Here is a 21,092-nt window from a genome sequence, read left to right as displayed (position 1 = left end):
TAAGAAAACTCTTAGAGGGTAAAATCTAATAAATCGGAAAGGTTAAGTGCGAAATTGATGTGAACCCCTAAATCCGGACAAAGGATTTGGGGGTTTTTGTATGTCAAAATATGATATAAAATTAAAAATAAAAGTAATTAAAGAATATGAGAAAAATAATATTAGTCAATCTGAATTATCAAAAAAATATAAAATACCACAAACAACTATTTCAAATTGGATAAAATGGTATTTTGATAATGGTATTGAAGGTATAAGTAAAAAATTTAAAAACAAAAGTTATACTAGTAATTTTAAACTGTTTGTATTACAATATAGAAAAACTAATAATCTAACTTTTAGAGAAACTGCTGTTAAATTTGATATAACAAATGATTCAATCATAGTTAATTGGCAAAGGAAATATGATGAATATGGATTAGATGGTTTAAATAGTAAAACAAAAGGAAGAAAGCCTAAAATGAAAAAAACTATCCCAAAAGAACAAAAAAGAAAAGAAAATTTAGAAGAAAGTGAAAGAGAAGAACTTTTAAGACTAAGAGAAGAAAATCTCCTTTTAAAGGCGGCTATAGCTTATGAAAAAAACTTCAAGCCTTGCTTATGGACAAAGACTTAAAAACAAGGAAAAAGCGAAAGCGATAATTGAATTAAGCAAGGCAAAAGAATATAAATCAATTACAATGGTTAAAGGTAGCTAAACTAAATAAAAGTTCTTTTTATGAGTGGAAAGAAAAATTAAATAAACAAATGAGTTCAAAAGAGATTTACATTATTGAAAGAATAAAAGATATAGTAAAAGAATCTAAAGGAAGATATGGATATAGAAGAGTAAGCAAGGTATTAAGATTAAAATATGGACTTATTGTAAATCACAAGAAAGTTTTAAGAATAATGAAAGAAAATGGACTTTTATGTAAAAAGTTTAAAAATAGAGTTAGAAAGTATAATTCATATAAAGGAACAGTAGGAAAGATAGCAAAGAATATTGTTAATAGAAATTTTAAAACTGATAAACCGAATAAATTATGGCTAACAGATATAACAGAATTTAAAATAGGAAATAGTGCAAAGAATATATATTTATCACCTATTTTAGATACTTTTAATGGAGAAATAATATCATATTCAATAGGTTTTAGTCCTACAGTAACTTTAACGAATAAGTCATTAGAAAAAGCTTTAAAAAGAATAAAGAACAAAGAAGATTTAACAATTCATACAGATCAAGGCTTTCATTACCAACATAGTAGTTTTGTAAGAACATTAGAAAATAATAATATAAGACAAAGTATGTCTAGGAAAGGAAACTGCTTAGATAATGCACCAATGGAGAATTTTTTTGGAATATTGAAACAAGAAATGTTTTATGAAGAAAATTATTCTTCTTATGAAAAATTAATAGAAGATATAAAAGAGTATATTAAATGGTATAATACGAAAAGAATTAAGGAGAATTTAAAAGGAATGTCTCCTATTGATTATAGATTACATTCCTTTGAATAATTTATTTAACTGTCCGTGTTTTTGGGTTCAGCTCAATCTAAGATGGCTTTTTATATAAAAAATGTTATTTTGACATTTTTGTTGAACTATTATATAATTTCTAATAGATTATTTTTGTTTTTTGGATGGGAATTGATTTTAGCAAGTTCCGATTATCATTCAATTTTATTGATAGGTTATGATAATACAGGTTTTTACCATATAGAATCTATTAGACCTAATCATATTTACCATATGAAATATGATAAATTGAAACGTGGCTATAATTGGTTTGATAAAAAAGCAATTTTATATAAATAAGAACCCCACCCTTCCACGATGCTTCGCATCGGGTGGGAGCCCGGGAACCTTGTTGTTTCACAATTAATATAAGACTACCGTTCATCAGTAGTCTTTATGGAGAGGTAGAAATTTTGATAAAGAATCCGAAAATGAAGGACAGAAATTATGGAATCGACTTGCTTAGAATTGTTACAATGTTTATGATTGTAAATTTGCATGTTTTTTGGTATGGTGGAATTTTAAGAAGTGAGAATCTATATTTCTTAAGTGCAAAATACAATATTGTATGGATTTTAGAGATAATTTGTTATGTGGCTGTGAACTGTTATGCCTTAATTTCAGGTTTTGTAGGAATAGAATCCAGATACAAATATTCTAATATAGTTTTATTATGGTTAAGAGTTGTTTTTTATTCTATTTCTCTTTACTTGATTGGCTGTATTTTTGGAATTGTTGATTTTAATTTTAATACTCTTATAACATTTTGTTTTCCAGTTGTAAATTCAAAATATTGGTATTTTACAGCATATTTTTGTCTGTTCTTCTTTATGCCAATATTAAATTCAGCATTAGAAAATATGGAATACAAGCTTCTTAGAAACTCAATTATTATGATTATAATTATAATTTCTGTACTACCTTTTATTTATGCAGGGGACATTTTCCTTACAAGAAATGGTTCAAGTTTTGTGTGGCTAATGGTATTATACTTAATTGGGGGATTTATCAAAAAATACAATTTGCATAATAAGTTTTCTAATAATTCTATGATTATTCTATTTGTTTTTTGTATTATTCTAGAATTAGGAAGTGCATATTTGACAAGTTATTTAGATTTAAAAGGAGTTACAGATTTTAAATTTACATTAATCTCCTACACATCTTCTACTATGCTTCTATCGGGAATATCCTTACTAATAATATTTTCAAAGTTGAAAGTAAAATCGTTGAAAAAAATAATTGCATTTCTTTCGCCACTTTGTTTTTCAGTTTATTTAATCCATGAACATGAAGTATTTAGCAAAAGATTTATTGTTGGAAGATCTGCAACATTTTTAAACTATTCAACTTTAAAAATGCTACTTTATATTTTAATAACTGATATTGCAATATTTGTAGGATGTATATTTATTGATTATTTTAGAGAAAAATTATTTAAAAAATTAGAATTAAAAAAGAGATTAAGTTTTATTGATAAAAATTAGGTGAAAGCCTAATTTTTTTATGTAAAATTTTGGATTTTTTGTCAAAAATATGATAAAATAAAGCTTGTACGAATGGAGGAAATATGGGTTTAAGATTTTGTCCGCTTTTTAGTGGAAGTGATGGGAATTGTTGCTTTTTAGAAGTTGATAATAAAAGATATTTAATAGATGCAGGTTTTAGTGGGAAGAAAATTGAATGTAATTTAAAACAATTGGGAGTTGATCCAGGTACGATTGATTTAATATTTTTAACTCATGAACATATTGATCATATAAGAGGGGCAGGAGTGCTTTCCAGACGTTATGATATCAAGATTTGTTCTAATGTTGAAACACTAAAGGCTGGAGCATCCAAACTAGGTAAAATTAAAGATGAAAATATTGTTGTTATCGGCACTGAAAAGAAACACAGATTTTCTCTTTTTGATTTATATACCTTGGAAATTTCTCACGATTGTGCAAGAGGAATGGGTTTTGTCTTTAATACAGATTATGGGAAAGTAAGTCTTTTAACTGATACGGGAATTATTACAAACCACATGAAAGAAAAGATTAAGGGTTCAAAGATTTTTTATTTTGAGGCAAATCACGACTTAGAAATGCTTAAAAACGGACCTTATGACTACAATTTAAAACAGAGAATTTTGGGGGATTTCGGTCATATTTCAAATGTTACAAGTGGAAATGTACTCTCCGAAGTTGTAACTGACAAATGCAAAAAGGTATATCTTGGACATTTAAGCGAAACCAATAATGAAGAAAAACTAGCTTATGACGAAGTTTTTGGAATTTTAAATAAAGAAAATGTAATACAATATACGAATTTAGAAGTTGCAAAGAGATTTGACAACAGCAGTATAACGGAAGTGTAATATGAATATAAAAATTTTATGTGTAGGAAAACTATCTGAAAAATTTTTTAAAGATGCTTGTGATGAATATAAAAAAAGAATTTCGGCTTTTTCAAAAATTGAAATCATTGAAATTCCTGAAGAAAAAATTTTGACACAAACTCCAAGTAAATTGGAAATTGAAAATGTATTAAAAAAAGAAGGGGAAAGAATTTTAAATAAAATTTCAGACTCCGATTTTGTAATTACACTTGAAATTCTAGGGAAATCAATAGATAGTGAAGACTTTTCAAAATTTTTAGAAGAAAAAATGAATGACGGAAATTCAAAATTTATATTCGTAATCGGTGGAAGTTTCGGACTTGGAGATGAAATAAAGAAAAGAAGCAATTTCAAACTTTCTTTTTCAAAATTTACACTCCCACATCAACTATTTAGAGTTGTTTTATTAGAACAAATCTACAGAGCTTTTAAAATTATGAATAATCAAATATATCATAAATAGGAGAAATATGGAAAATAAGGAAATAAAAGATATAATGGAAAATAGAGAAAATAACTTACAGGCGACTTGTCCTGTTCTTTTTCCTGAAAATGAAAGAGTCGAGCTTAAAGATATTGAAAGATCGCTGATAAAAAGATATAGAAAACATATCTGGTCAAAATTTGTAAAGGCGATTAAAGAATACAATTTAATAGAAGACGGAGATAAGATTGCAGTTGCAATTTCAGGTGGAAAAGACAGCTTGATTATGGCAAAACTTTTTCAAGAGCTTAAAAAGAACGGAAAAGATAATTTTGAACTTGAATTTATTGCGATGGATCCGGGTTATCATCCGTCCATAAAAGAGTTGCTTTTAGAAAATGCAAAATATCTTGAAATTCCTCTTACATATTATCCTGCTGATATTTTTGCAGTTGCAGACAAAATTGCAGGAGATTATCCTTGTTATATGTGTGCAAGAATGAGAAGAGGATCTCTCTATGCAAAAGCTAAAGAACTTGGCTGTAACAAATTGGCATTAGGTCATCATTTTAATGATGTCATTGAAACTACAATGCTTAACTTGCTTTGTGCTGGAAGTTTTAAGACAATGCCACCTAAACTAAAGGCGAAAAACTTTGAAGATATGGAAATAATAAGACCTCTATATCTTATAGAAGAAGAATATATAATAAGGTGGATGAAATCAACAGGACTTATGCCTTTAAATTGTGCTTGTATGGTTGCAGCTAAAAAAATTGGAAACAAAAGATATCAAATAAAAGACCTAATCGAAAACTTGAAAAAAGACTTTAAAAATGTCGACAGCTCAATTTTTAGAGCAGCCGAAAATGTAAACATAAATTTACTATTAGGCTATGAAATAAATGGACATAAAGTCGATTTCAACGAAAAATACGAAAATGACAATCCGTTTTATGAGTAAATAAATGCAAAAAATGTAAACAGTGAATTTTTGAATTCGCTGTTTTTTTGTTTCTGTAATCTATGTATCTACGATACATTTACTTTTGCTAAAGCAAAAGTATGAGATCTCTCCATTCCACTACGTTCCAGTCGAGATGACGTATAAGGAGAATACTTTGTTTAGTGGCTAGACGTTAATGGGAAATAAACTTCAAAAAATATTTAAAAAATTTGAATAATATTTAACTATTTATTTTACTTTGTTTTGCTCAAAATAACGTGTAAGGAAAATAAAGTTGTTTAAGAAATAGGTGTTAGTAGTAAATAAGTTTCAAAAATATATAAAAATAATATTGAAAAAAATGAAAATTAGTTCAAATTATATAGAAATAAAATAGTTCACGTCATAGTACTTTGCAAAGAAAAGTCCTCAACACGTCATCTTGAGCGAAGTGAAACGAAGTCGAAAGATCTCAACTATTGCCTAGTTATATTTCTGAAAGAAATCTTAAAAGAACTAAAAATTATTTTTTATTAAATTATAAAACAAAAAATCCCAAAAAATATATTGACTTTGTATACTATACGTTGTATAATATAAGTAAGTTAATAATAATTGATAGAAAGGAGTAGTTATGTTTTCAATTCAAGGAGAAATTTTAGACTTTTGTGTTCTTGCGATTGTTAATCGAAGTGATACTTACGGTTATGAAATTACTCAGAAACTAATGGCTACCATTGAAATTTCAGAGTCAACTCTATATCCGGTTTTAAGAAGACTTTTAAAAAATGGGCTTTTGGATAGTTATGATGTTGCTTTTGACGGTAGAAACAGAAGGTATTATCGAATAACTGTAGCAGGACGAGATGTTTTAAATTTTAATAAGAAGAAGTGGAATTTATATGTTGAACAAGTAAATCAAATTGTTGGAGGTAATGATGAATAGAAGAACTTTTATGCGAAAACTTATGTCTTATCTGAAAAATATTTCGAGTACAGAAAGACAAAATGTAGAAAATTTTTATAATGAAATGTTTGATGAGCAAGGAATTGGTCTTGATGATGAAGTCCCTGAAAGCTTTGGAAATCCAAGAAAAATTGCAATGGAAATTTTAGCAGAAGATATTGAGATAGAAGAAGAGAGAAATGAAAGAAGTGGAGATAAAAAGGGAAGTTTTTGGAAAAAAATGGCTCTTGTTATAAAAAAATTATCTCTTGTTTTACTTGGAATTTTATCACTTCCATTCTTTCCAATATTTCCATTCCTAGTTCCAATTTTTGCAATTGCTGGTGTTTTCTTTGCGGTTTGGATTGTGTTTTCCGTTATAGGATTAATAATTTCTTTAATTACTTTGCCGTTTTCTATTATTTTTAAACCAGAATTAATTATTACTTGGGGTGGAAGATTATTATTATTTATCATTTTATTATATGTTTTTGGATGGTTAATAAAATGGTTATATAGAATGTTGGTTAAGGATATTTCAAAAAATCCTGGTAAATATACTAAAAAATATGCTAGAGTTCATTATCAATCTAATGATGATGAGGATTATGAAATTTATGAGGAGGAAGATATGGATAATTCAAATATAAATATTGATTCTTTTTTTGAAGATATTGATGAAATAGAAATTGATTTTAGTGCTTTAAGTGCAAAATTTGAAGTAAGTGATGATAAAACAGTAAGAGTGAAGTCAAGAAATTTAAAAAGTACTAAATTGTATTGTGAAAAATCTCAAAATAAATTGAAAATTTATAATAAAGGTTTAGTTGGTCATCTTGATGATAAAGGAATTATAATTGATGGTGATTTTATTAAAGATTCTTCTCTTACAATTTATGTTCCTGAAAATGTTTCAATTAGAGGGGAAATAAGTGCTTCAAGTGTTAAGATGAAAGACTTAGAACTTAAAGATTTTAAATTGGAAATAGATGCGGGAAATGCAAATATAAAAAATCTTGAAGTTAAAAACTTTGAGGTTCAAGTTAATGCTGGAAATATCAAAGGAGATGTTGAATATCAAGATATGTTCGAACTTGATGTTCAAGCTGGAAATGCTACACTTGATGTTGATAAGTTGTATGGAGAAATAGAATACGAATACAATGTAGAAATGGGGAGTTTACGAATTTTTGGAGAATCCTTTGCCGGATTTGATAAAAATGGAAGAAAAAACAGAGCTTCTGATGTTAACATGAAGATTAATTGTGAAGCAGGAAAAGTTACCATAAATTAAGTTAATAATTTACTTGTTACCTTAATTATGTTATAATTGTCTTGTAAAATATTTTATATTAGGAGGAAGGTTATGACTAACAAGAGTGCATGGTTACAAATTGAAGATGCAGAAAGAAATTTAGTTTTTGATTTCTGTGAAGACTATAAAAAGTTTTTGACAGTTGCAAAGACAGAAAGACTTGCTTGTGCAGAAATTATTCGTCAAGCAAAAGAAAAAGGCTTTAGAGATTTAGAAGAACTTTACAAAACAGGAGAAAAATTCAAAGCTGGAGATAAATTTTATCTAAATCATAAAAATAAGTCAGTTGCTCTTTTTGTAATGGGAACTGAACCTTTAGAAAATGGACTAAATATCGTTGGGGCGCATATTGACAGTCCACGTTTAGATGTTAAACAAAATCCTTTGTATGAAGCGAATAATTTAACAAAAATGAAAACTCATTATTATGGTGGAGTTAAATTATATCAATATGCAACAATTCCTTTAGCAATTCATGGGGTTGTTTACAATTCTGCTGGAGAAAAAATTGATATTCACATTGGTGAAGATAAAGACGATCCAGTATTTTGTGTAACAGATTTATTGATTCACTTATCAAAAAATCAATTAGCAAAAACAGCTCGTGAAGCATTAGTTGGAGAACAAATGAATATTCTAATGGGTAATATGCCTTTAAAGGATACTGAAAAAGATGCTGTTAAAGAAAATGTTCTAAAATTAATAAAAGAAAAATATAATTTTGAAGAAGAAGATTTCAAAATTGCTGAATTAGAAATTGTACCAGCAGGAGAAGCTAGAGATTTAGGACTTGATAGATCAATGGTTTTAAGCTATGGTCAAGATGATAGAGTATGTGCTTTTACAACAATGCGTGCTATTTTTGAAATTGAAAATCCAAAGAGAACAGCTTGTGGATTATTCATGGATAAAGAAGAAATAGGTTCAATGGGTAATACAGGAATGGCATCATATTTCTGGGAAAATACAATGACTGAACTTGTAAATCTTGAAGGAGAATTTTGCCAATTAAAAGTTAATCGTTCATTAAAGAATTCTAAAGTATTATCTGCAGACGTTGCAGCAGGTTTTGATCCTGACTTTGCGGATGCTAGTGAACAAATGAACTCTGCATTTATCGGTTCAGGTATTTCAATTTGTAAATATACTGGAAGCGGTGGAAAATTCGGATCAAGTGATGCAAATGCTGAATTTTTAGCAGAAGTTAGAAAAGTATTTAAAGAAAACAATGTTGTATGGCAAACTTCAGAACTTGGTAAAGTTGACCAAGGTGGTGGCGGAACAATCGCATTACTTCTTGCAAAATATGGAGCAGAAGTTTTAGATGCAGGTCCTGCTACATTGAGTATGCACTCACCATATGAAGTTACAAGTAAAATAGATGTTTATATGAGTTATAAAGCATATAAGGCATTTATGTTATAAGATTTAAGATAAAAACAAACCCACCTGAAAGATGTTAAACATCAAGCGGGTGGGTTTTCGTTGTAAAATAATCTACTTTTTAATTATTTATGAAATAAATCAAAAGTAGCTAGTCTTAATTTGTAAAATTGTAATTTGATTTTAAAAATTTTAATTTAATTTCTATTTATAGTCCTCAACTGTATTTTTTTCAACGTTAAATATTTTTAGAGCTGATTTTCTAAGTTTATCTTTTTCTTCATCAGACTTTTTAAAATCATTATTATATAGAGTACCTTCCCAACTTCCATACATTGGATTTGGTAACATTATATATTTATCTCCCCATTCTTTTGCATGATCTTTAACGAATTTATCTCTTCCTGCTAATGAGCTGTCTTCAGGAGTTGCAAAGTCAAGCAAATTATCTCCAACTAACATAACTATCTTATGAGTTTCTTCAACTTTTTTACGTCTTCCATCTTTACCTTTTTCTCCCTTAGGTCTTAACATCAAGTTATCATCGGATTGTAGAGGAAGCTCTTTTTCTAAAAGATTTTTCTTAGTAGCTTCAAATTCAGTTTCTGCATTTCTATCTGTTACATAATAAATTCCAACACCATTTTTATTTGCAAAATCTAAAAATTCTTTTGCTCCATAAACAACTTCGGCTTTTCCGTACATAACCCATTCATGCCATCCTTCTGGATATGATTTACCATTAGCTGCATAATAAGCTTGAATAGGTGAGTTGTCAAGAACAGTTTCATCCAAATCTAAAACAACAGCCAATTTTTCACCTTTAGTATTATTTTTGATTTTTTCTTCTAAAGATTTTTTTGCAGCATTATAGCCTTGAGTATAAAGTGCTTTGGCTTCAGCAGAAGTTTGATACCAAGCAACAGCCATTAAACCCTGATTAGGCAAATTGACATTATCTTTTTTCTCTTGAGTTTCAGTTTGTTGTTTAGGTGTTTCTGCTTCTTTTTTAGCTGGTGCAGAACAAGCACTTAATAATAACAGCATAGCTAGTAATAAACTAGATTTTTTCTTAAACATAATATCCTCCTAAATTTATTACAATCTTACAAAACTATTATATCATAACATATTTTTTATAATCAATATATTTTCACATATAAAAAGCTAAAGAATAGGAATTAACTTTACTCCAAAAAACTAAGAATTAAATAATATTTAAAAACTTATTTATATTATTAGCAAAAAAATTTATTAACTAGATTAGATTTAACAAAAAATTAAAATATATTTTTACTTAATGACGTTATTTGTTAAAAATATCAATAATACGATAAACCAAAACATTTTTAAAATATTTTGTTAAAAGTTGTTGACATCATTTATTAATAGAGTTATAATATGGCTGTAAAAAGATAATTTTAAAAATCAAGATTTTTTAAAATTACAAAAATATAATAATTATTTTAAGGAGGTTTTTTTATGAAAGCTGTAGTTGTTAATAAAGAAGGAACTTGGGTTGAATTAGTTGAAAGAGATATAAGAGAACCAGGTTATGGAGAAGCGTTAATAGATGTTGAATACTGTGGAGTTTGCCATACTGACTTGCATGTTGCAAAAGGAGATTTTGGAAAAGTTCCAGGTCGTGTTCTTGGACATGAAGGTATCGGTATTGTAAAAGAACTTGGAGAAGGTGTTAAATCTTTAAAAGTTGGAGATAGAGTAAGCGTTGCTTGGTTCTATGAAGGCTGTGGTTGCTGTGAATACTGTAATACAGGAAGAGAAACTCTTTGTAGAACTGTAAAAAATGCAGGATATTCAGTTGATGGTGCAATGGCTACTCAATGTATCGTAACTGCTGACTATGCTGTTAAGGTACCTGATGGGTTAGATCCAGCTCAAGCAAGTAGTATCACTTGCGCAGGTGTTACTTGCTATGCTGCTATAAAAGCTGCTAAATTAAAACCAGGTCAATGGATTGCTCTATATGGAGCAGGTGGACTTGGAAACTTAGCTATCCAATATGCAAAGAAAGTATTTAATGCTCATGTAGTAGCTGTAGATATAAACGATGATAAACTTGCTCTTGCAAAAGAATGTGGAGCTGATATAGTAATAAATGGACTTAAAGAAAATCCTGTTGAAGTAATTAAAGAAAAAACAGGTGGTTGTCATTCATCTGTTGTTACAGCAGTTTCAAAAGTTGCTTTCAACCAAGCTATTGATTCAGTAAGAGCTGGTGGAATAGTTGTAGCTGTTGGATTACCATCAGAAACAATGGATGTATCTATAGTTAAAACTGTTCTTGACGGAATTGAAATTATTGGTTCACTTGTAGGAACAAGAAAAGACTTAGAAGAAGCATTCCAATTCGGTGCAGAAGGAATGGTTGTTCCAGTTGTTAAAAAACGTCCAATAGAAGATGCCCCTGCTATTTTCAAAGAAATGGAAGACGGAGTTATTACAGGTCGTATGGTTATAGATATGAAAATGTAAGATATGTAAATTTATAAAGGGGCTTAGGCCCCTTTTTTGTTAAATAAAATATTATAGATGATGTTTATGTAATTTTTAGTATTATGATGCTACCACAAAAAATTTTAAACTAAAAAACTTTATAGTAATGTTGTAAATTTGTTAAAAATATTAATATCTTTGTAAGTAATATGAAAACGATACATAAAAGTAATTAATTTTACTTTGTAGTAATTTAAATATATTTACACAATGTAAAATAAACTTGAAAATTTTGTGAAAATGTTTGAAAAATTATCTTTTTGTGATTACAATCACAGACGGAAGATTTAGTTGGGTATATACTATATGTATAGTAAATAAATTACATAATGAATATAAATACAGGAGATGATTTTATGGACGCATGGAGAGGTTTTAAAAAAGGTAATTGGAGTGAAAATATTGATACTAGAGATTTCATTCAATTAAATTATACACCTTATGAAGGAGATGAAAGTTTCTTAGCAGAACCAACTGAAAGAACTAAGAACTTATGGAAAAAAGCTGAAGACTTAATCTTAGAAGAAGTTAGAACAAAGACTGTAAAAGTTGATACTACAAGAGTTTCAGGAATTAATAATTTTCCTGCTGGATATTTAGATAAAGAAAATGAATTGATTGTAGGTTTCCAAACTGATGAACCAATGAAGAGAATCGTAAATCCTTATGGCGGATACAGAATGGTTACAAATTCTTTAGATGCTTATGGATTAAAGATGGATCCAACAATTGAAAAATATTTCAATGAATTTAGAAAAACTCACAATCAAGGTGTTTTTGACGCTTATACTTCTCAAATGAGAAAAGCTAGAACTGTTGGTCTTTTAACAGGTCTTCCAGATGCTTATGGACGTGGAAGAATTATAGGAGATTACAGAAGAGTTGCTCTTTATGGAATTGACAGATTAAGAGAAGATAAATTAAATGAATTTAGAAAATTAGAAAGCGAATTAGCTTCAGAAGAAATTATTAGACTTAGAGAAGAACTTTCTGAACAATACAGAGCTTTAGATGAAATGAAGAAAATGGCTTTGGAATATGGCTATGATATTTCTGTTCCAGCTACAAATGCTAAAGAAGCTATACAATGGTTATATTTTGCGTATTTAGCAGCTGTTAAAGAAAATAACGGAGCTGCAATGAGCCTTGGTAGAAATGGTGGTTTCCTAGATATCTACATCAAGAGAGATATTGATGAAGGAACTTTAACAGAAAGCGAAGCTCAAGAATTAATTGACCAATTCGTTATGAAACTTAGAATGATGAGACATTTAAGAACTCCTGAATATGATGAATTATTCGCTGGAGATCCTACTTGGGTTACTGAATCTTTAGGTGGTATGGGACTTGACGGAAGAACATTAGTTACTAAAACTGCTTTTAGAATTTTACACACTTTAACTAATTTAGATTCTTCACCAGAACCAAATATGACTGTTCTTTGGAGTTTAGATTTACCAGAAGCTTGGAAAAACTATTGCTCTAAAATGAGTATTCAAACAGGTTCATTACAATATGAAAATGATGATGCAATGAGACCAGTTCACGGAGATGACTATGCAATTGCTTGTTGTGTATCTTCAATGGTAATTGGTAAACAAATGCAATTCTTTGGAGCTAGAGCAAATCTTGCAAAATCACTTCTTTACGCTATTAACGGTGGCGTTGATGAAATGAAGAGAGCAAAAGACGGTTCTTTAATCAAAGTTTTAGATGGTATTGAACCAATTAAAGATGAAGTTTTAGATTTTGACAAAGTTTATGCAAACTATAAATTAGTTTTAGAAAAAGTTGCAAAACTTTATGTAAATACAATGAATACAATTCACTATATGCATGATAAATATGCTTATGAAGCTGGACAAATGGCTCTACATGATACTTTTGTTCATAGATATATGGCATTTGGTGTAGCTGGTATTTCAATCGTAGCTGACTCATTAAGTGCAATTAAATATGCAAAAGTTAAACCAATAAGAGATGAAAACGGATTAGCTATTGACTTTGAAATTGAAGGAGATTTCCCAACTTACGGAAATGATGATGACAGAGTTGACTCAATAGGAGTAGAAGTTATCGAAGGATTTATGGAAGAACTTAGAAAAACTCCTACTTACAGAAATTCTGAACATACACTTTCAATCTTAACTATAACTTCAAACGTAGTTTATGGTAAAAAGACAGGAACAACTCCTGACGGAAGAAAGAAAGGCGAACCATTCGCACCAGGAGCTAACCCAATGCACGGAAGAGATAAGACAGGTGCAATTGCATCACTTAACTCAGTTGCAAAAATTCCTTTTGCTGGATGCTGTCAAGACGGTATTTCTAATACATTCTCAATAGTTCCAACAGCTTTAGGAAAGAGTGAAGATGAAAGAAAAGTTAATTTAACAAACTTAATGGACGGTTATTTTGAACAATTAGCATTCCATTTGAATGTTAATGTACTTGATAGAGCAACTTTAATGGATGCTTATGATCATCCAGAAAAATATCCAAACTTAACAATTCGTGTTTCTGGATATGCAGTTAGATTTAACAGACTTACAAAAGAGCAACAAATGGAAGTAATTCATAGAACTTTCCACGAAAGTCGTTAAAAAGTTGCAAAGTAAATGATAAAATAAACAAAGCAGGTTGTCCTGCTTTGTTTTTTCTACATTTTTTTATAATAATTAAAAGGTGATTTTATGGTAATAGGCAGGTTGCATTCAATTGAAACAATGGGGCTTGTTGACGGACCGGGCATAAGAACAATTTTCTTTTTACAAGGTTGTCCTCTTAGATGTCTTTACTGTCATAACCCAGATACTCAAGCATTGCAAGGCGGTACGGAGATAACGCCTGATTTTGTGCTGTCTAAAGCCAAAAGATATAAGACCTATTATAGAGATAATGGAGGAATAACTTTTTCTGGTGGAGAACCTCTTTTACAAGGAGAATTTCTTGCTGAAACTCTAAAATTATTAAAAGAAAATGGATATAACACTTGTATTGACACAAGTGGTTATGGAAATGAAAAGTATTTTAAAGAAATTTTAGAAAATACAGATACAATTCTTTTAGATGTAAAAAGTTTTTCAAACCAAGGCTATTTGGAAATGGTAAAACAAAAAATGGATGGTTTCTATACATTTCTAGATTATGTGGAAAAATATTTTAAAGGAAAAATTTGGTTTAGACATGTTATGGTTCCAGGTTTTACGGATAATAAAGAATCAATGGATAAACTAATAGAAATAATTAAACCTTATCGAGATAAAATTGAAAGAGTTGAAATACTACCATATCATATAATGGGAGTTGCAAAGTATAAAGAAATTGGAAGAGATTACAAACTAAAAGGTGTACCGGCAATGAATAAGGAAAAAGCTGTTATGCTTGAAAGTTATGTAAGACATAAATTAAATTTTAACTAAGTCATCATTTTTGATGACTTTTTTTTATTGTGAAACAACAAGGTTCCCGGGAACTCACCCGATGCAAAGCATTGTGGAAGGCTGGGGTTCTCATGTCTATGAATATTTATACAACATTTGATTAATTTTTATGTAAAATATATTAAAATATGTTGAAAAATTCTTAATTTTATGTTATAATAAGGTGAATTTTTATTATACATTTTTAGGAGGAATGAAAATTGGATATGCAGGCTGGGGGCAAAAGAGCTGAAGGAAAGATTCTAATGATTATTAATTGGATCCTTTTTGCTATTTTGTCATTTTTTACGATTACAGATTTATTTATTATGTTTAAGTATAATCTGTTAAATTTCAAAAAAATTAATTATATTATTTTAGCTTTTATGGCAATTATTTTAATTTTATTATTGGTGTTAAATATAATTCGTAAAGGAAAAATATTTACTACTATTATTTCAACATTCTTTATAATAGTTACATTATTTGCATTTAATTATATGAATAAAGGGCTTAACTTATTTAATAAATTAAATGAAAATGCAAAAGTAACTGAAAATACTATGGTTGTCTTGGTTCGTGCAGATAGTGATATGAATAGTATTAACGATGTTAAAGGTAAAGTTCTTGCACCAACTGAGTTGGATAAAGAGAATATTGATAAACTAGTTAAAGAAGTTGAAGAAAAAGCAAATGTAAAGTTAAATATTCAAGATACTAAGTCATATTTACAAGCATATGAAGATTTAATTTCAGGGAAATCTCAAGTTATGGTGTTAAATGCAGCTCATGGAGATTTGATAGCAAATGCTTATCCTGATTATCTTGATAAGGTAAAAAAAATATATGAATACAAAATTATTGAAGAAGTAAAAGAAGAAAAGAAAGATAAAGAAGTTACAGGAAAAGATAGCTTCAATATATATGTAAGCGGTATAGATACTTATGGTCCGATAACTACAGTATCAAGAAGTGATGTAAATGTTCTTATTACAGTTAATAAAAAGACACATAAGATTGTTTTAACTACGACACCTAGGGATGCTTATGTAAAAATTGCTGGTGGTGGAAACAATCAATACGATAAATTGACTCACTCAGGAATTTATGGAGTAAAGGCTTCGGTTAAAACTTTAGAAAATTTATATGGAATAAATATTGAACATTATGCTAGAGTTAATTTCACAACTTTTATGAAATTAATTGACTTAGTTGGCGGAATTGATGTCTATAATGATCAAGATTTTGTTTCTAGAATAGGAAATTATCACTTCCCAATAGGGACTGTTCATCTAAATTCTGAAAAAGCATTAGGCTTTGTTCGTGAAAGATATAATCTTGCAGATGGGGATAGAGATAGAGGTAAGAATCACGAAAAAGTTATAGCTGCAATAATAAAGAAAATGACTTCAAAGACTGCATTAAATAATTTTAGCTCAATTTTGGATGAACTTTCTTCTTCAGTTCAAACTGACATGCCGGTTAGTGAAATTATGGAATTGGTAAATCAACAAATCGATTCAGGAGAAGACTTCAAAATAGAATCTCAAGCGCTTAATGGAGTTGGAAAGACAGGTTTACCATCCTATGCAATGCCAGGATATAAACTTTATATGATGGAAGTTGATAAACAAAGTTTAGAAAACTGTAAAAGTAAAATACAAAGTGTATTACAAGGAAAATAAATATTGAGAGGGAATTATGGAAAAATCATTTGTAGAAATTGATATTGATTTTGGTAAAGTGTTCAGCCAAGTTTTTCAAAAGAGATTTATAATTTTAATAACATCTTGTGCTGTTGCTCTTATGACAATCATATATCTTGGAATTATCACACCTGCTGAATATCGTATAACTTCAAAGATATATATTGTAGAAAAAGAAAATATAACAAATTATTCAAATCTTCAATATCTAAGTAGAGAAGTTAGAGAATATATGAAATCTGAAGGAATGTTAAAAGAAGTTATCGAACAAAATCAAGACAAAAAAATTGATCTTGAAGATTTAAAAGTAAAACTTCTATTATCTTCAAACGGTGGCAGAATTATTACTGCTACAATAAGAGGTACAAATGTACAAGAAATGAAAGAAATAATGGATTCCTTCATAAAAATATCTTCAAAAAAAGTTGTTTCAGACTTAAAGATATCAGAAGTAAGAGTTTTAGAAGAAAGTAGCGAACCAAAAAAAGTTGAAAGACATATTATAAAAAAATCACTTATGTACTTTTTTGCTACTGCAATAGGTTTTGTTTTGATAGAATTATTAATTAGACTTTTTGATAATAAAATCTATTCAAGAGATGACTTGAAAAATGATATTTTAGATACAGAACTTTTAGGTATTATTCCTAAAGACAATTTGTAATAAGGAGAGCGAAAATATGAAAAAGAGAATATCTACTAAAAATGTAATAAATACAACAGTAGAAGATTATTACAATACTATTAGGACTAATATCATTTTAAAAAATAAGAATTTTAAGACTATAGTTGCAACATCAATAAAACAAAGTAATACAAAAAGTAAAAATGCTCTTAATATTGCATTTTCATTTGCTAAATTGGGGATAAGAGTACTTTACGTAGATTGCGACTTTAGAAAATTAAATAAGGATAGACTTTTTAAATTTAAAGAAAATCTTGTTGGATTAAGAAACTTTTTAGAATATAAAACGGATTTTTATGATATTGTATTCCAAACAGAATTGGATAACTTTGATGTTATTTTAGCTGGAGATTCTACAAAGAATCCTCTTGATTTATTACAAAATGATAGAATTAATTTGTTTTTTGAATATATTAATTCAGAATACGACTTAGTAATTATTGATGTTCCGGACTTAAACTCAAGTATTGATGCATCATTAATTGCAAGAAAATGTGATTCAAGTATTTTATTTGTTGAATCTGGAAAATCAAATAAGGAAGAAATATTACATTCTAAATCAAAATTGGAGAATATAGGGGTTGATGTCTTAGGAATTATTTTAAATCAAGTACAAATAAAGACTAAGCATTAAGATAGGAGCATTTATTTATTTACGGATAGGAGATATTTATTAAAATGGGAAATGAAACTGACATAGTTTTTGATAGGAGAATATGGCTGAGTTCCCCTACTATGCATGGATTAGAATTGGATTATATGAAAGAGGCTTATGACACGAACTGGATGTCAACTATCGGAGAAAATATCGATCAAATAGAAAAAATTATCACTGACAAACTAAATTGTAAATTTGCAGTCGCTCTTTCTTCCGGAACTGCAGCTTTGCATTTGGCTATTAAGAGTGCTGGAATAAAAAAAGGGGATAAAGTTTTTTGCTCAGATATGACTTTTAGTGCAACGGTAAATCCAGTTGTTTATGAAGGTGGTGAACCTATTTTCATAGATACTGAGTATGATACTTGGAATATGAATCCAGTGGCTCTTGAAAAGGCATTTGAACTTTATCCTGATGTCAAATGTGTTATTTTAGTACATCTATATGGAGTTCCTGCAAAATTAGATGAGATAAAGTCTATATGTAAAAAGCATAATGCGATATTAATTGAAGATTCTGCAGAAGCTTTAGGAGCTACATATAAAGGAAAACCTATAGGAACAGAAAATAACTTTAATATTTTGTCTTTTAATGGAAACAAAATAATAACAGGGACTTCAGGTGGTATGTTTTTAACTAATGACGAAAAGTTAGCAAATAAAGTTAAAAAATGGTCTACACAATCAAGAGAAGATACTATTTGGTATCAACATCATGAAATTGGTTACAATTACAGAATGAGTAATGTTGTCGCTGGTGTCGTAAGAGGTCAACTGCCTTATTTAGAAGAACATATAGCACAAAAAACTGAAATATATAAAAGGTACAAAGAGGGACTTAAAGGATTACCTTTAAAGATGAATCCATTTGATAAAGAAAAATCAGTTCCTAATTTTTGGCTATCTTGTATAATCATTGACAAAGAAGCTATGTGCGAACAAAATATTGGAGACCTTGAGGCAGATTATGTTAAGAAAAGTGGAAAGAGTTGTCCAATTGAAATTTTGAATACTTTAAGAACATATGTTGTTGAAAGCAGACCTATTTGGAAACCAATGCATATGCAACCTATATATAAAGACAATGTTTTTATTACCAAAAATGGATTGTATGATGGAAGTGTTGACGTTAGTAGAGATATTTTCCATAGAGGACTTTGTTTGCCAAGCGATAATAAGATAACAAAAGAAGAACAAGATAAAATTATTAAAATTATTAGAAATTGTTTCAAATAAAGGGATGTATAACTTTGGATAGGAAAAGAAAAACAAAAGTTTATGAAAATTTCATAAAAAGATTATTAGATATTATTCTTTCATTTTTTGCAATAATAATTTTTTCTCCAATTTTAATTATCGTGGCTATTTTGGTTCGAATTAAACTTGGAAGTCCAGTAATTTTTACACAAAATAGACCTGGAAAAAACGGAAAAATATTTAAACTTTACAAATTCAGAACTATGAAAGATTTAAAAGATGAAAATGGCGAATGGCTTCCTGATTCTGAAAGATTAACTACTTTTGGAAAAAGACTTAGAGCCACATCTTTAGACGAATTGCCTGAATTATTTAATATTCTAAAAGGAGATATGGCAATAATAGGTCCAAGACCTCTTTTAGAAGAATATATTCCCTATTACACAGAAAAAGAAATGCATAGACATGATGTAAGACCGGGACTTAGTGGATTGGCTCAAATTAATGGTAGAAATGCATCTTCTTGGGAAGAAACTTTAGGTTATGATATAGATTATGTGAATAATATTAGTTTTACTGGAGATTTGAGTATTGTATTTCAAACTATTGGTAAAGTTGTAAAAAAATCAGATATTATTCAAGGTTCTGATAATAAAATTGGACGTTTTGATGACTATAGAAAATCAATGTAAATAAGCAAAATTGGAGAGATTTATGGGCAAAAAATTATTAATATTAGGTAGTGATTTTAGTACCGTTCACTTAGTTGAAGAAGCCAAGAAAATGGGTGTCTATGTAATAGTTACAGACTTGATGACAACTTCTCCAACAAAGGAAATAGCAGATGAAGCGTGGAATATTAGCACTACTGATATTGAAATTTTGATAAAAAAAATAAAAGAAGAAAATATAGACGGTGTTCTAGCTGGAGCTAGTGAATTTAACATTGAAAATTGCAGAGAAATTTGTAAAAGACTAGACTTGCCTTTATACTGTTCAAGCGATAATGCTTGGGAAGTTTCAAGGAATAAGAGAAAATTTAAAGACTTATGCTTGAAACATGGTGTTAGAGTTGCTGAAGATTATCATCTTAATGATGAATTATCTGAAGATAGTTTGAAAAATATTAAATATCCTGTAGTAGTCAAACCTGTTGATAAAAGTGGAAACAGAGGTATGAGCTACTGTAATAATAAAGAAGAATTAATTGAAGGATATAAAAAAGCTAGAGCAATATCAGATAATGAAAATATAATCGTTGAAAGACAATTAAAAGGTGGAGAGTACACAGGATATTATGTAATAGCTGATGGCGAAATTGTGCTTTCATATTACACTTCTATGCATCACGAACCGCGAATGGCAGAAAATTTATATTCAATAGAATATATAGCTTCTTGCCACTTAAAACAATATTTAGAAGAGGTAAATGAACCTCTTATTAAAGTTTTTAAAGATGCAGGTTGTAAAAATGGAATAGCTTGGACTGAATTAATGTATGATAATGATGGACATTTTTATGCTTTAGAAATGGGACATAGATTTGCGGGCCCTGGAATATATGCAGTTCATGAAAAAATTTCAGGATTTAATACTTATAAATGGATGATAGAATTTGCTCTAGGAAAGGAACATAAAAAATCTGATCTTCCTAAGCCATTAGATAATGCCTATATTAAATGTGCAGGGGCTTATGATTTATTTACCACTCATGAAGCGGTCGTAGACAAAATGGAAGGTCTTGATGAAGTTTTAAAATTAAATAATGTAGTAATTGATATGCCTAAAAGGCAAGGTGACTCCGTAAGAGCAAATGTTAATATGGGAATTGTCAAAATTTATGGCAAAGATTGTGAAGAAATGTGTGATACTATAAAAAAAGTTAATGAATTATTGACAATAACAGATGAATCTGGGGAGAATATATACATTCACTACACTGATTTTGAAACTTTAAGAAAAGAGTACAAAGAAGGACTTAGACAATTTGAAGTTGTAGATAAGGAATAAT

At 28.9% G+C, this 21,092-nt stretch carries 21 protein-coding genes; 20 read left to right on the top strand and 1 reads right to left on the bottom strand.

Annotated elements, in window-relative coordinates:
- The first annotated feature begins 100 nt into the window (after nt 1-100).
- The 11 genes from RWJ08_RS07095 to RWJ08_RS07045 all read left to right on the top strand — a co-directional run bounded on the left by RWJ08_RS07095 (nt 101) and on the right by RWJ08_RS07045 (nt 8,939).
- A complete protein-coding gene (locus RWJ08_RS07095; RefSeq protein ID WP_313961586.1) occupies nt 101-616 on the top strand; it encodes a helix-turn-helix domain-containing protein in 516 nt (171 codons plus the stop codon).
- Complete coding sequence (locus RWJ08_RS07090; protein ID WP_313961585.1) at nt 576-698, top strand: hypothetical protein; 123 nt, start codon at nt 576-578, stop codon at nt 696-698. The genes RWJ08_RS07095 and RWJ08_RS07090 overlap by 41 nt, the downstream gene beginning before the upstream one ends.
- Complete coding sequence (locus RWJ08_RS07085; protein ID WP_313961587.1) at nt 667-1,503, top strand: IS3 family transposase; 837 nt, start codon at nt 667-669, stop codon at nt 1,501-1,503. The genes RWJ08_RS07090 and RWJ08_RS07085 overlap by 32 nt, the downstream gene beginning before the upstream one ends.
- A gap of 132 nt (nt 1,504-1,635) precedes the next feature.
- On the top strand, nt 1,636-1,803 hold the full coding sequence (locus RWJ08_RS07080) for a hypothetical protein (protein WP_313961584.1): 168 nt from the start codon (nt 1,636-1,638) through the stop codon (nt 1,801-1,803).
- Nucleotides 1,804-1,916: 113 nt separating this feature from the next.
- The gene (locus RWJ08_RS07075) at nt 1,917-2,990 is read left to right on the top strand and encodes an acyltransferase family protein (RefSeq protein ID WP_313961583.1); all 1,074 of its coding nucleotides are present in this window, start codon (nt 1,917-1,919) and stop codon (nt 2,988-2,990) included.
- A gap of 83 nt (nt 2,991-3,073) precedes the next feature.
- On the top strand, nt 3,074-3,862 hold the full coding sequence (locus RWJ08_RS07070; protein ID WP_313961582.1) for an MBL fold metallo-hydrolase: 789 nt from the start codon (nt 3,074-3,076) through the stop codon (nt 3,860-3,862).
- Between the two features lies 1 nt (nt 3,863).
- Nucleotides 3,864-4,346, top strand: a complete 483-nt coding sequence (rlmH, locus tag RWJ08_RS07065) for a 23S rRNA (pseudouridine(1915)-N(3))-methyltransferase RlmH (RefSeq protein WP_313961581.1) — start codon at nt 3,864-3,866, stop codon at nt 4,344-4,346.
- A gap of 7 nt (nt 4,347-4,353) precedes the next feature.
- Nucleotides 4,354-5,271, top strand: a complete 918-nt coding sequence (locus tag RWJ08_RS07060) for an ATP-binding protein (protein WP_313961580.1) — start codon at nt 4,354-4,356, stop codon at nt 5,269-5,271.
- Between the two features lie 616 nt (nt 5,272-5,887).
- Complete coding sequence (locus tag RWJ08_RS07055) at nt 5,888-6,199, top strand: PadR family transcriptional regulator (RefSeq protein WP_313961579.1); 312 nt, start codon at nt 5,888-5,890, stop codon at nt 6,197-6,199.
- The gene (locus RWJ08_RS07050; RefSeq protein ID WP_009355124.1) at nt 6,192-7,493 is read left to right on the top strand and encodes an HAAS signaling domain-containing protein; all 1,302 of its coding nucleotides are present in this window, start codon (nt 6,192-6,194) and stop codon (nt 7,491-7,493) included. The genes RWJ08_RS07055 and RWJ08_RS07050 overlap by 8 nt, the downstream gene beginning before the upstream one ends.
- Before the next feature lie 72 nt (nt 7,494-7,565).
- Nucleotides 7,566-8,939 carry an aminopeptidase gene (locus RWJ08_RS07045; RefSeq protein WP_313961578.1) on the top strand — a complete coding sequence of 458 codons (1,374 nt, stop codon included), beginning with the start codon at nt 7,566-7,568 and terminating at the stop codon, nt 8,937-8,939.
- Nucleotides 8,940-9,101: 162 nt separating this feature from the next.
- On the opposite strand, the gene RWJ08_RS07040 is transcribed toward RWJ08_RS07045, so the two are convergent.
- The gene (locus tag RWJ08_RS07040) at nt 9,102-9,977 is read right to left on the bottom strand and encodes a 5'-nucleotidase, lipoprotein e(P4) family (RefSeq protein ID WP_313961577.1); all 876 of its coding nucleotides are present in this window, start codon (nt 9,975-9,977) and stop codon (nt 9,102-9,104) included.
- 402 nt (nt 9,978-10,379) lie between these two features.
- Here RWJ08_RS07040 and adhP point away from each other — a divergent pair, with 402 nt between their 5' ends.
- The 9 genes from adhP to RWJ08_RS06995 all read left to right on the top strand — a co-directional run bounded on the left by adhP (nt 10,380) and on the right by RWJ08_RS06995 (nt 21,091).
- Nucleotides 10,380-11,393: an alcohol dehydrogenase AdhP gene (adhP, locus tag RWJ08_RS07035; RefSeq protein ID WP_313961576.1), complete on the top strand. Its 1,014-nt coding sequence runs from the start codon at nt 10,380-10,382 to the stop codon at nt 11,391-11,393.
- A 377-nt stretch (nt 11,394-11,770) separates the two neighbouring features.
- The gene (gene pflB, locus RWJ08_RS07030) at nt 11,771-14,017 is read left to right on the top strand and encodes a formate C-acetyltransferase (protein WP_313961575.1); all 2,247 of its coding nucleotides are present in this window, start codon (nt 11,771-11,773) and stop codon (nt 14,015-14,017) included.
- Between the two features lie 90 nt (nt 14,018-14,107).
- Complete coding sequence (gene pflA, locus RWJ08_RS07025) at nt 14,108-14,836, top strand: pyruvate formate-lyase-activating protein (protein WP_009354527.1); 729 nt, start codon at nt 14,108-14,110, stop codon at nt 14,834-14,836.
- A 227-nt stretch (nt 14,837-15,063) separates the two neighbouring features.
- The gene (locus tag RWJ08_RS07020) at nt 15,064-16,521 is read left to right on the top strand and encodes an LCP family protein (protein WP_313961574.1); all 1,458 of its coding nucleotides are present in this window, start codon (nt 15,064-15,066) and stop codon (nt 16,519-16,521) included.
- A 16-nt stretch (nt 16,522-16,537) separates the two neighbouring features.
- Nucleotides 16,538-17,206 carry a Wzz/FepE/Etk N-terminal domain-containing protein gene (locus RWJ08_RS07015; RefSeq protein ID WP_009354758.1) on the top strand — a complete coding sequence of 223 codons (669 nt, stop codon included), beginning with the start codon at nt 16,538-16,540 and terminating at the stop codon, nt 17,204-17,206.
- Between the two features lie 16 nt (nt 17,207-17,222).
- Nucleotides 17,223-17,861, top strand: coding sequence for a polysaccharide biosynthesis tyrosine autokinase (locus tag RWJ08_RS07010; protein ID WP_313961573.1), 639 nt, complete (start codon nt 17,223-17,225; stop codon nt 17,859-17,861).
- A 44-nt stretch (nt 17,862-17,905) separates the two neighbouring features.
- Nucleotides 17,906-19,120, top strand: a complete 1,215-nt coding sequence (locus RWJ08_RS07005) for an aminotransferase class I/II-fold pyridoxal phosphate-dependent enzyme (RefSeq protein ID WP_313961572.1) — start codon at nt 17,906-17,908, stop codon at nt 19,118-19,120.
- 14 nt (nt 19,121-19,134) lie between these two features.
- Nucleotides 19,135-19,773, top strand: coding sequence for a sugar transferase (locus RWJ08_RS07000; RefSeq protein WP_313961571.1), 639 nt, complete (start codon nt 19,135-19,137; stop codon nt 19,771-19,773).
- 22 nt (nt 19,774-19,795) lie between these two features.
- Complete coding sequence (locus tag RWJ08_RS06995; protein ID WP_313961570.1) at nt 19,796-21,091, top strand: ATP-grasp domain-containing protein; 1,296 nt, start codon at nt 19,796-19,798, stop codon at nt 21,089-21,091.
- Nucleotide 21,092: the final 1 nt, after the last annotated feature.

It is taken from the genome of uncultured Parvimonas sp., from assembly GCF_963524015.1.
In the GTDB taxonomy this organism is placed as follows: Bacteria; Bacillota; Clostridia; order Tissierellales; family Peptoniphilaceae; genus Parvimonas.
The sequence above is the reverse complement of the archived record's forward strand: the minus strand, read 5'-3'. Positions and strand labels throughout refer to the sequence as shown.

What these genes read in the sequence shown, in the direction of transcription:
- RWJ08_RS07095 (WP_313961586.1), top strand. Translation starts at nt 101, where the DNA reads ATGTCAAAATATGATATAAAATTAAAAATAAAAGTAATTAAAGAATAT.
- RWJ08_RS07090 (WP_313961585.1), top strand. Translation starts at nt 576, where the DNA reads ATGAAAAAAACTTCAAGCCTTGCTTATGGACAAAGACTTAAAAACAAG.
- RWJ08_RS07070 (WP_313961582.1), top strand. Translation starts at nt 3,074, where the DNA reads ATGGGTTTAAGATTTTGTCCGCTTTTTAGTGGAAGTGATGGGAATTGT.
- rlmH (WP_313961581.1), top strand. Translation starts at nt 3,864, where the DNA reads ATGAATATAAAAATTTTATGTGTAGGAAAACTATCTGAAAAATTTTTT.
- RWJ08_RS07060 (WP_313961580.1), top strand. Translation starts at nt 4,354, where the DNA reads ATGGAAAATAAGGAAATAAAAGATATAATGGAAAATAGAGAAAATAAC.
- RWJ08_RS07055 (WP_313961579.1), top strand. Translation starts at nt 5,888, where the DNA reads ATGTTTTCAATTCAAGGAGAAATTTTAGACTTTTGTGTTCTTGCGATT.
- RWJ08_RS07050 (WP_009355124.1), top strand. Translation starts at nt 6,192, where the DNA reads ATGAATAGAAGAACTTTTATGCGAAAACTTATGTCTTATCTGAAAAAT.
- RWJ08_RS07045 (WP_313961578.1), top strand. Translation starts at nt 7,566, where the DNA reads ATGACTAACAAGAGTGCATGGTTACAAATTGAAGATGCAGAAAGAAAT.
- RWJ08_RS07040 (WP_313961577.1), bottom strand. Translation starts at nt 9,977, where the DNA reads ATGTTTAAGAAAAAATCTAGTTTATTACTAGCTATGCTGTTATTATTA.
- adhP (WP_313961576.1), top strand. Translation starts at nt 10,380, where the DNA reads ATGAAAGCTGTAGTTGTTAATAAAGAAGGAACTTGGGTTGAATTAGTT.
- pflB (WP_313961575.1), top strand. Translation starts at nt 11,771, where the DNA reads ATGGACGCATGGAGAGGTTTTAAAAAAGGTAATTGGAGTGAAAATATT.
- pflA (WP_009354527.1), top strand. Translation starts at nt 14,108, where the DNA reads ATGGTAATAGGCAGGTTGCATTCAATTGAAACAATGGGGCTTGTTGAC.
- RWJ08_RS07020 (WP_313961574.1), top strand. Translation starts at nt 15,064, where the DNA reads ATGCAGGCTGGGGGCAAAAGAGCTGAAGGAAAGATTCTAATGATTATT.
- RWJ08_RS07015 (WP_009354758.1), top strand. Translation starts at nt 16,538, where the DNA reads ATGGAAAAATCATTTGTAGAAATTGATATTGATTTTGGTAAAGTGTTC.
- RWJ08_RS07010 (WP_313961573.1), top strand. Translation starts at nt 17,223, where the DNA reads ATGAAAAAGAGAATATCTACTAAAAATGTAATAAATACAACAGTAGAA.
- RWJ08_RS07005 (WP_313961572.1), top strand. Translation starts at nt 17,906, where the DNA reads ATGGGAAATGAAACTGACATAGTTTTTGATAGGAGAATATGGCTGAGT.
- RWJ08_RS06995 (WP_313961570.1), top strand. Translation starts at nt 19,796, where the DNA reads ATGGGCAAAAAATTATTAATATTAGGTAGTGATTTTAGTACCGTTCAC.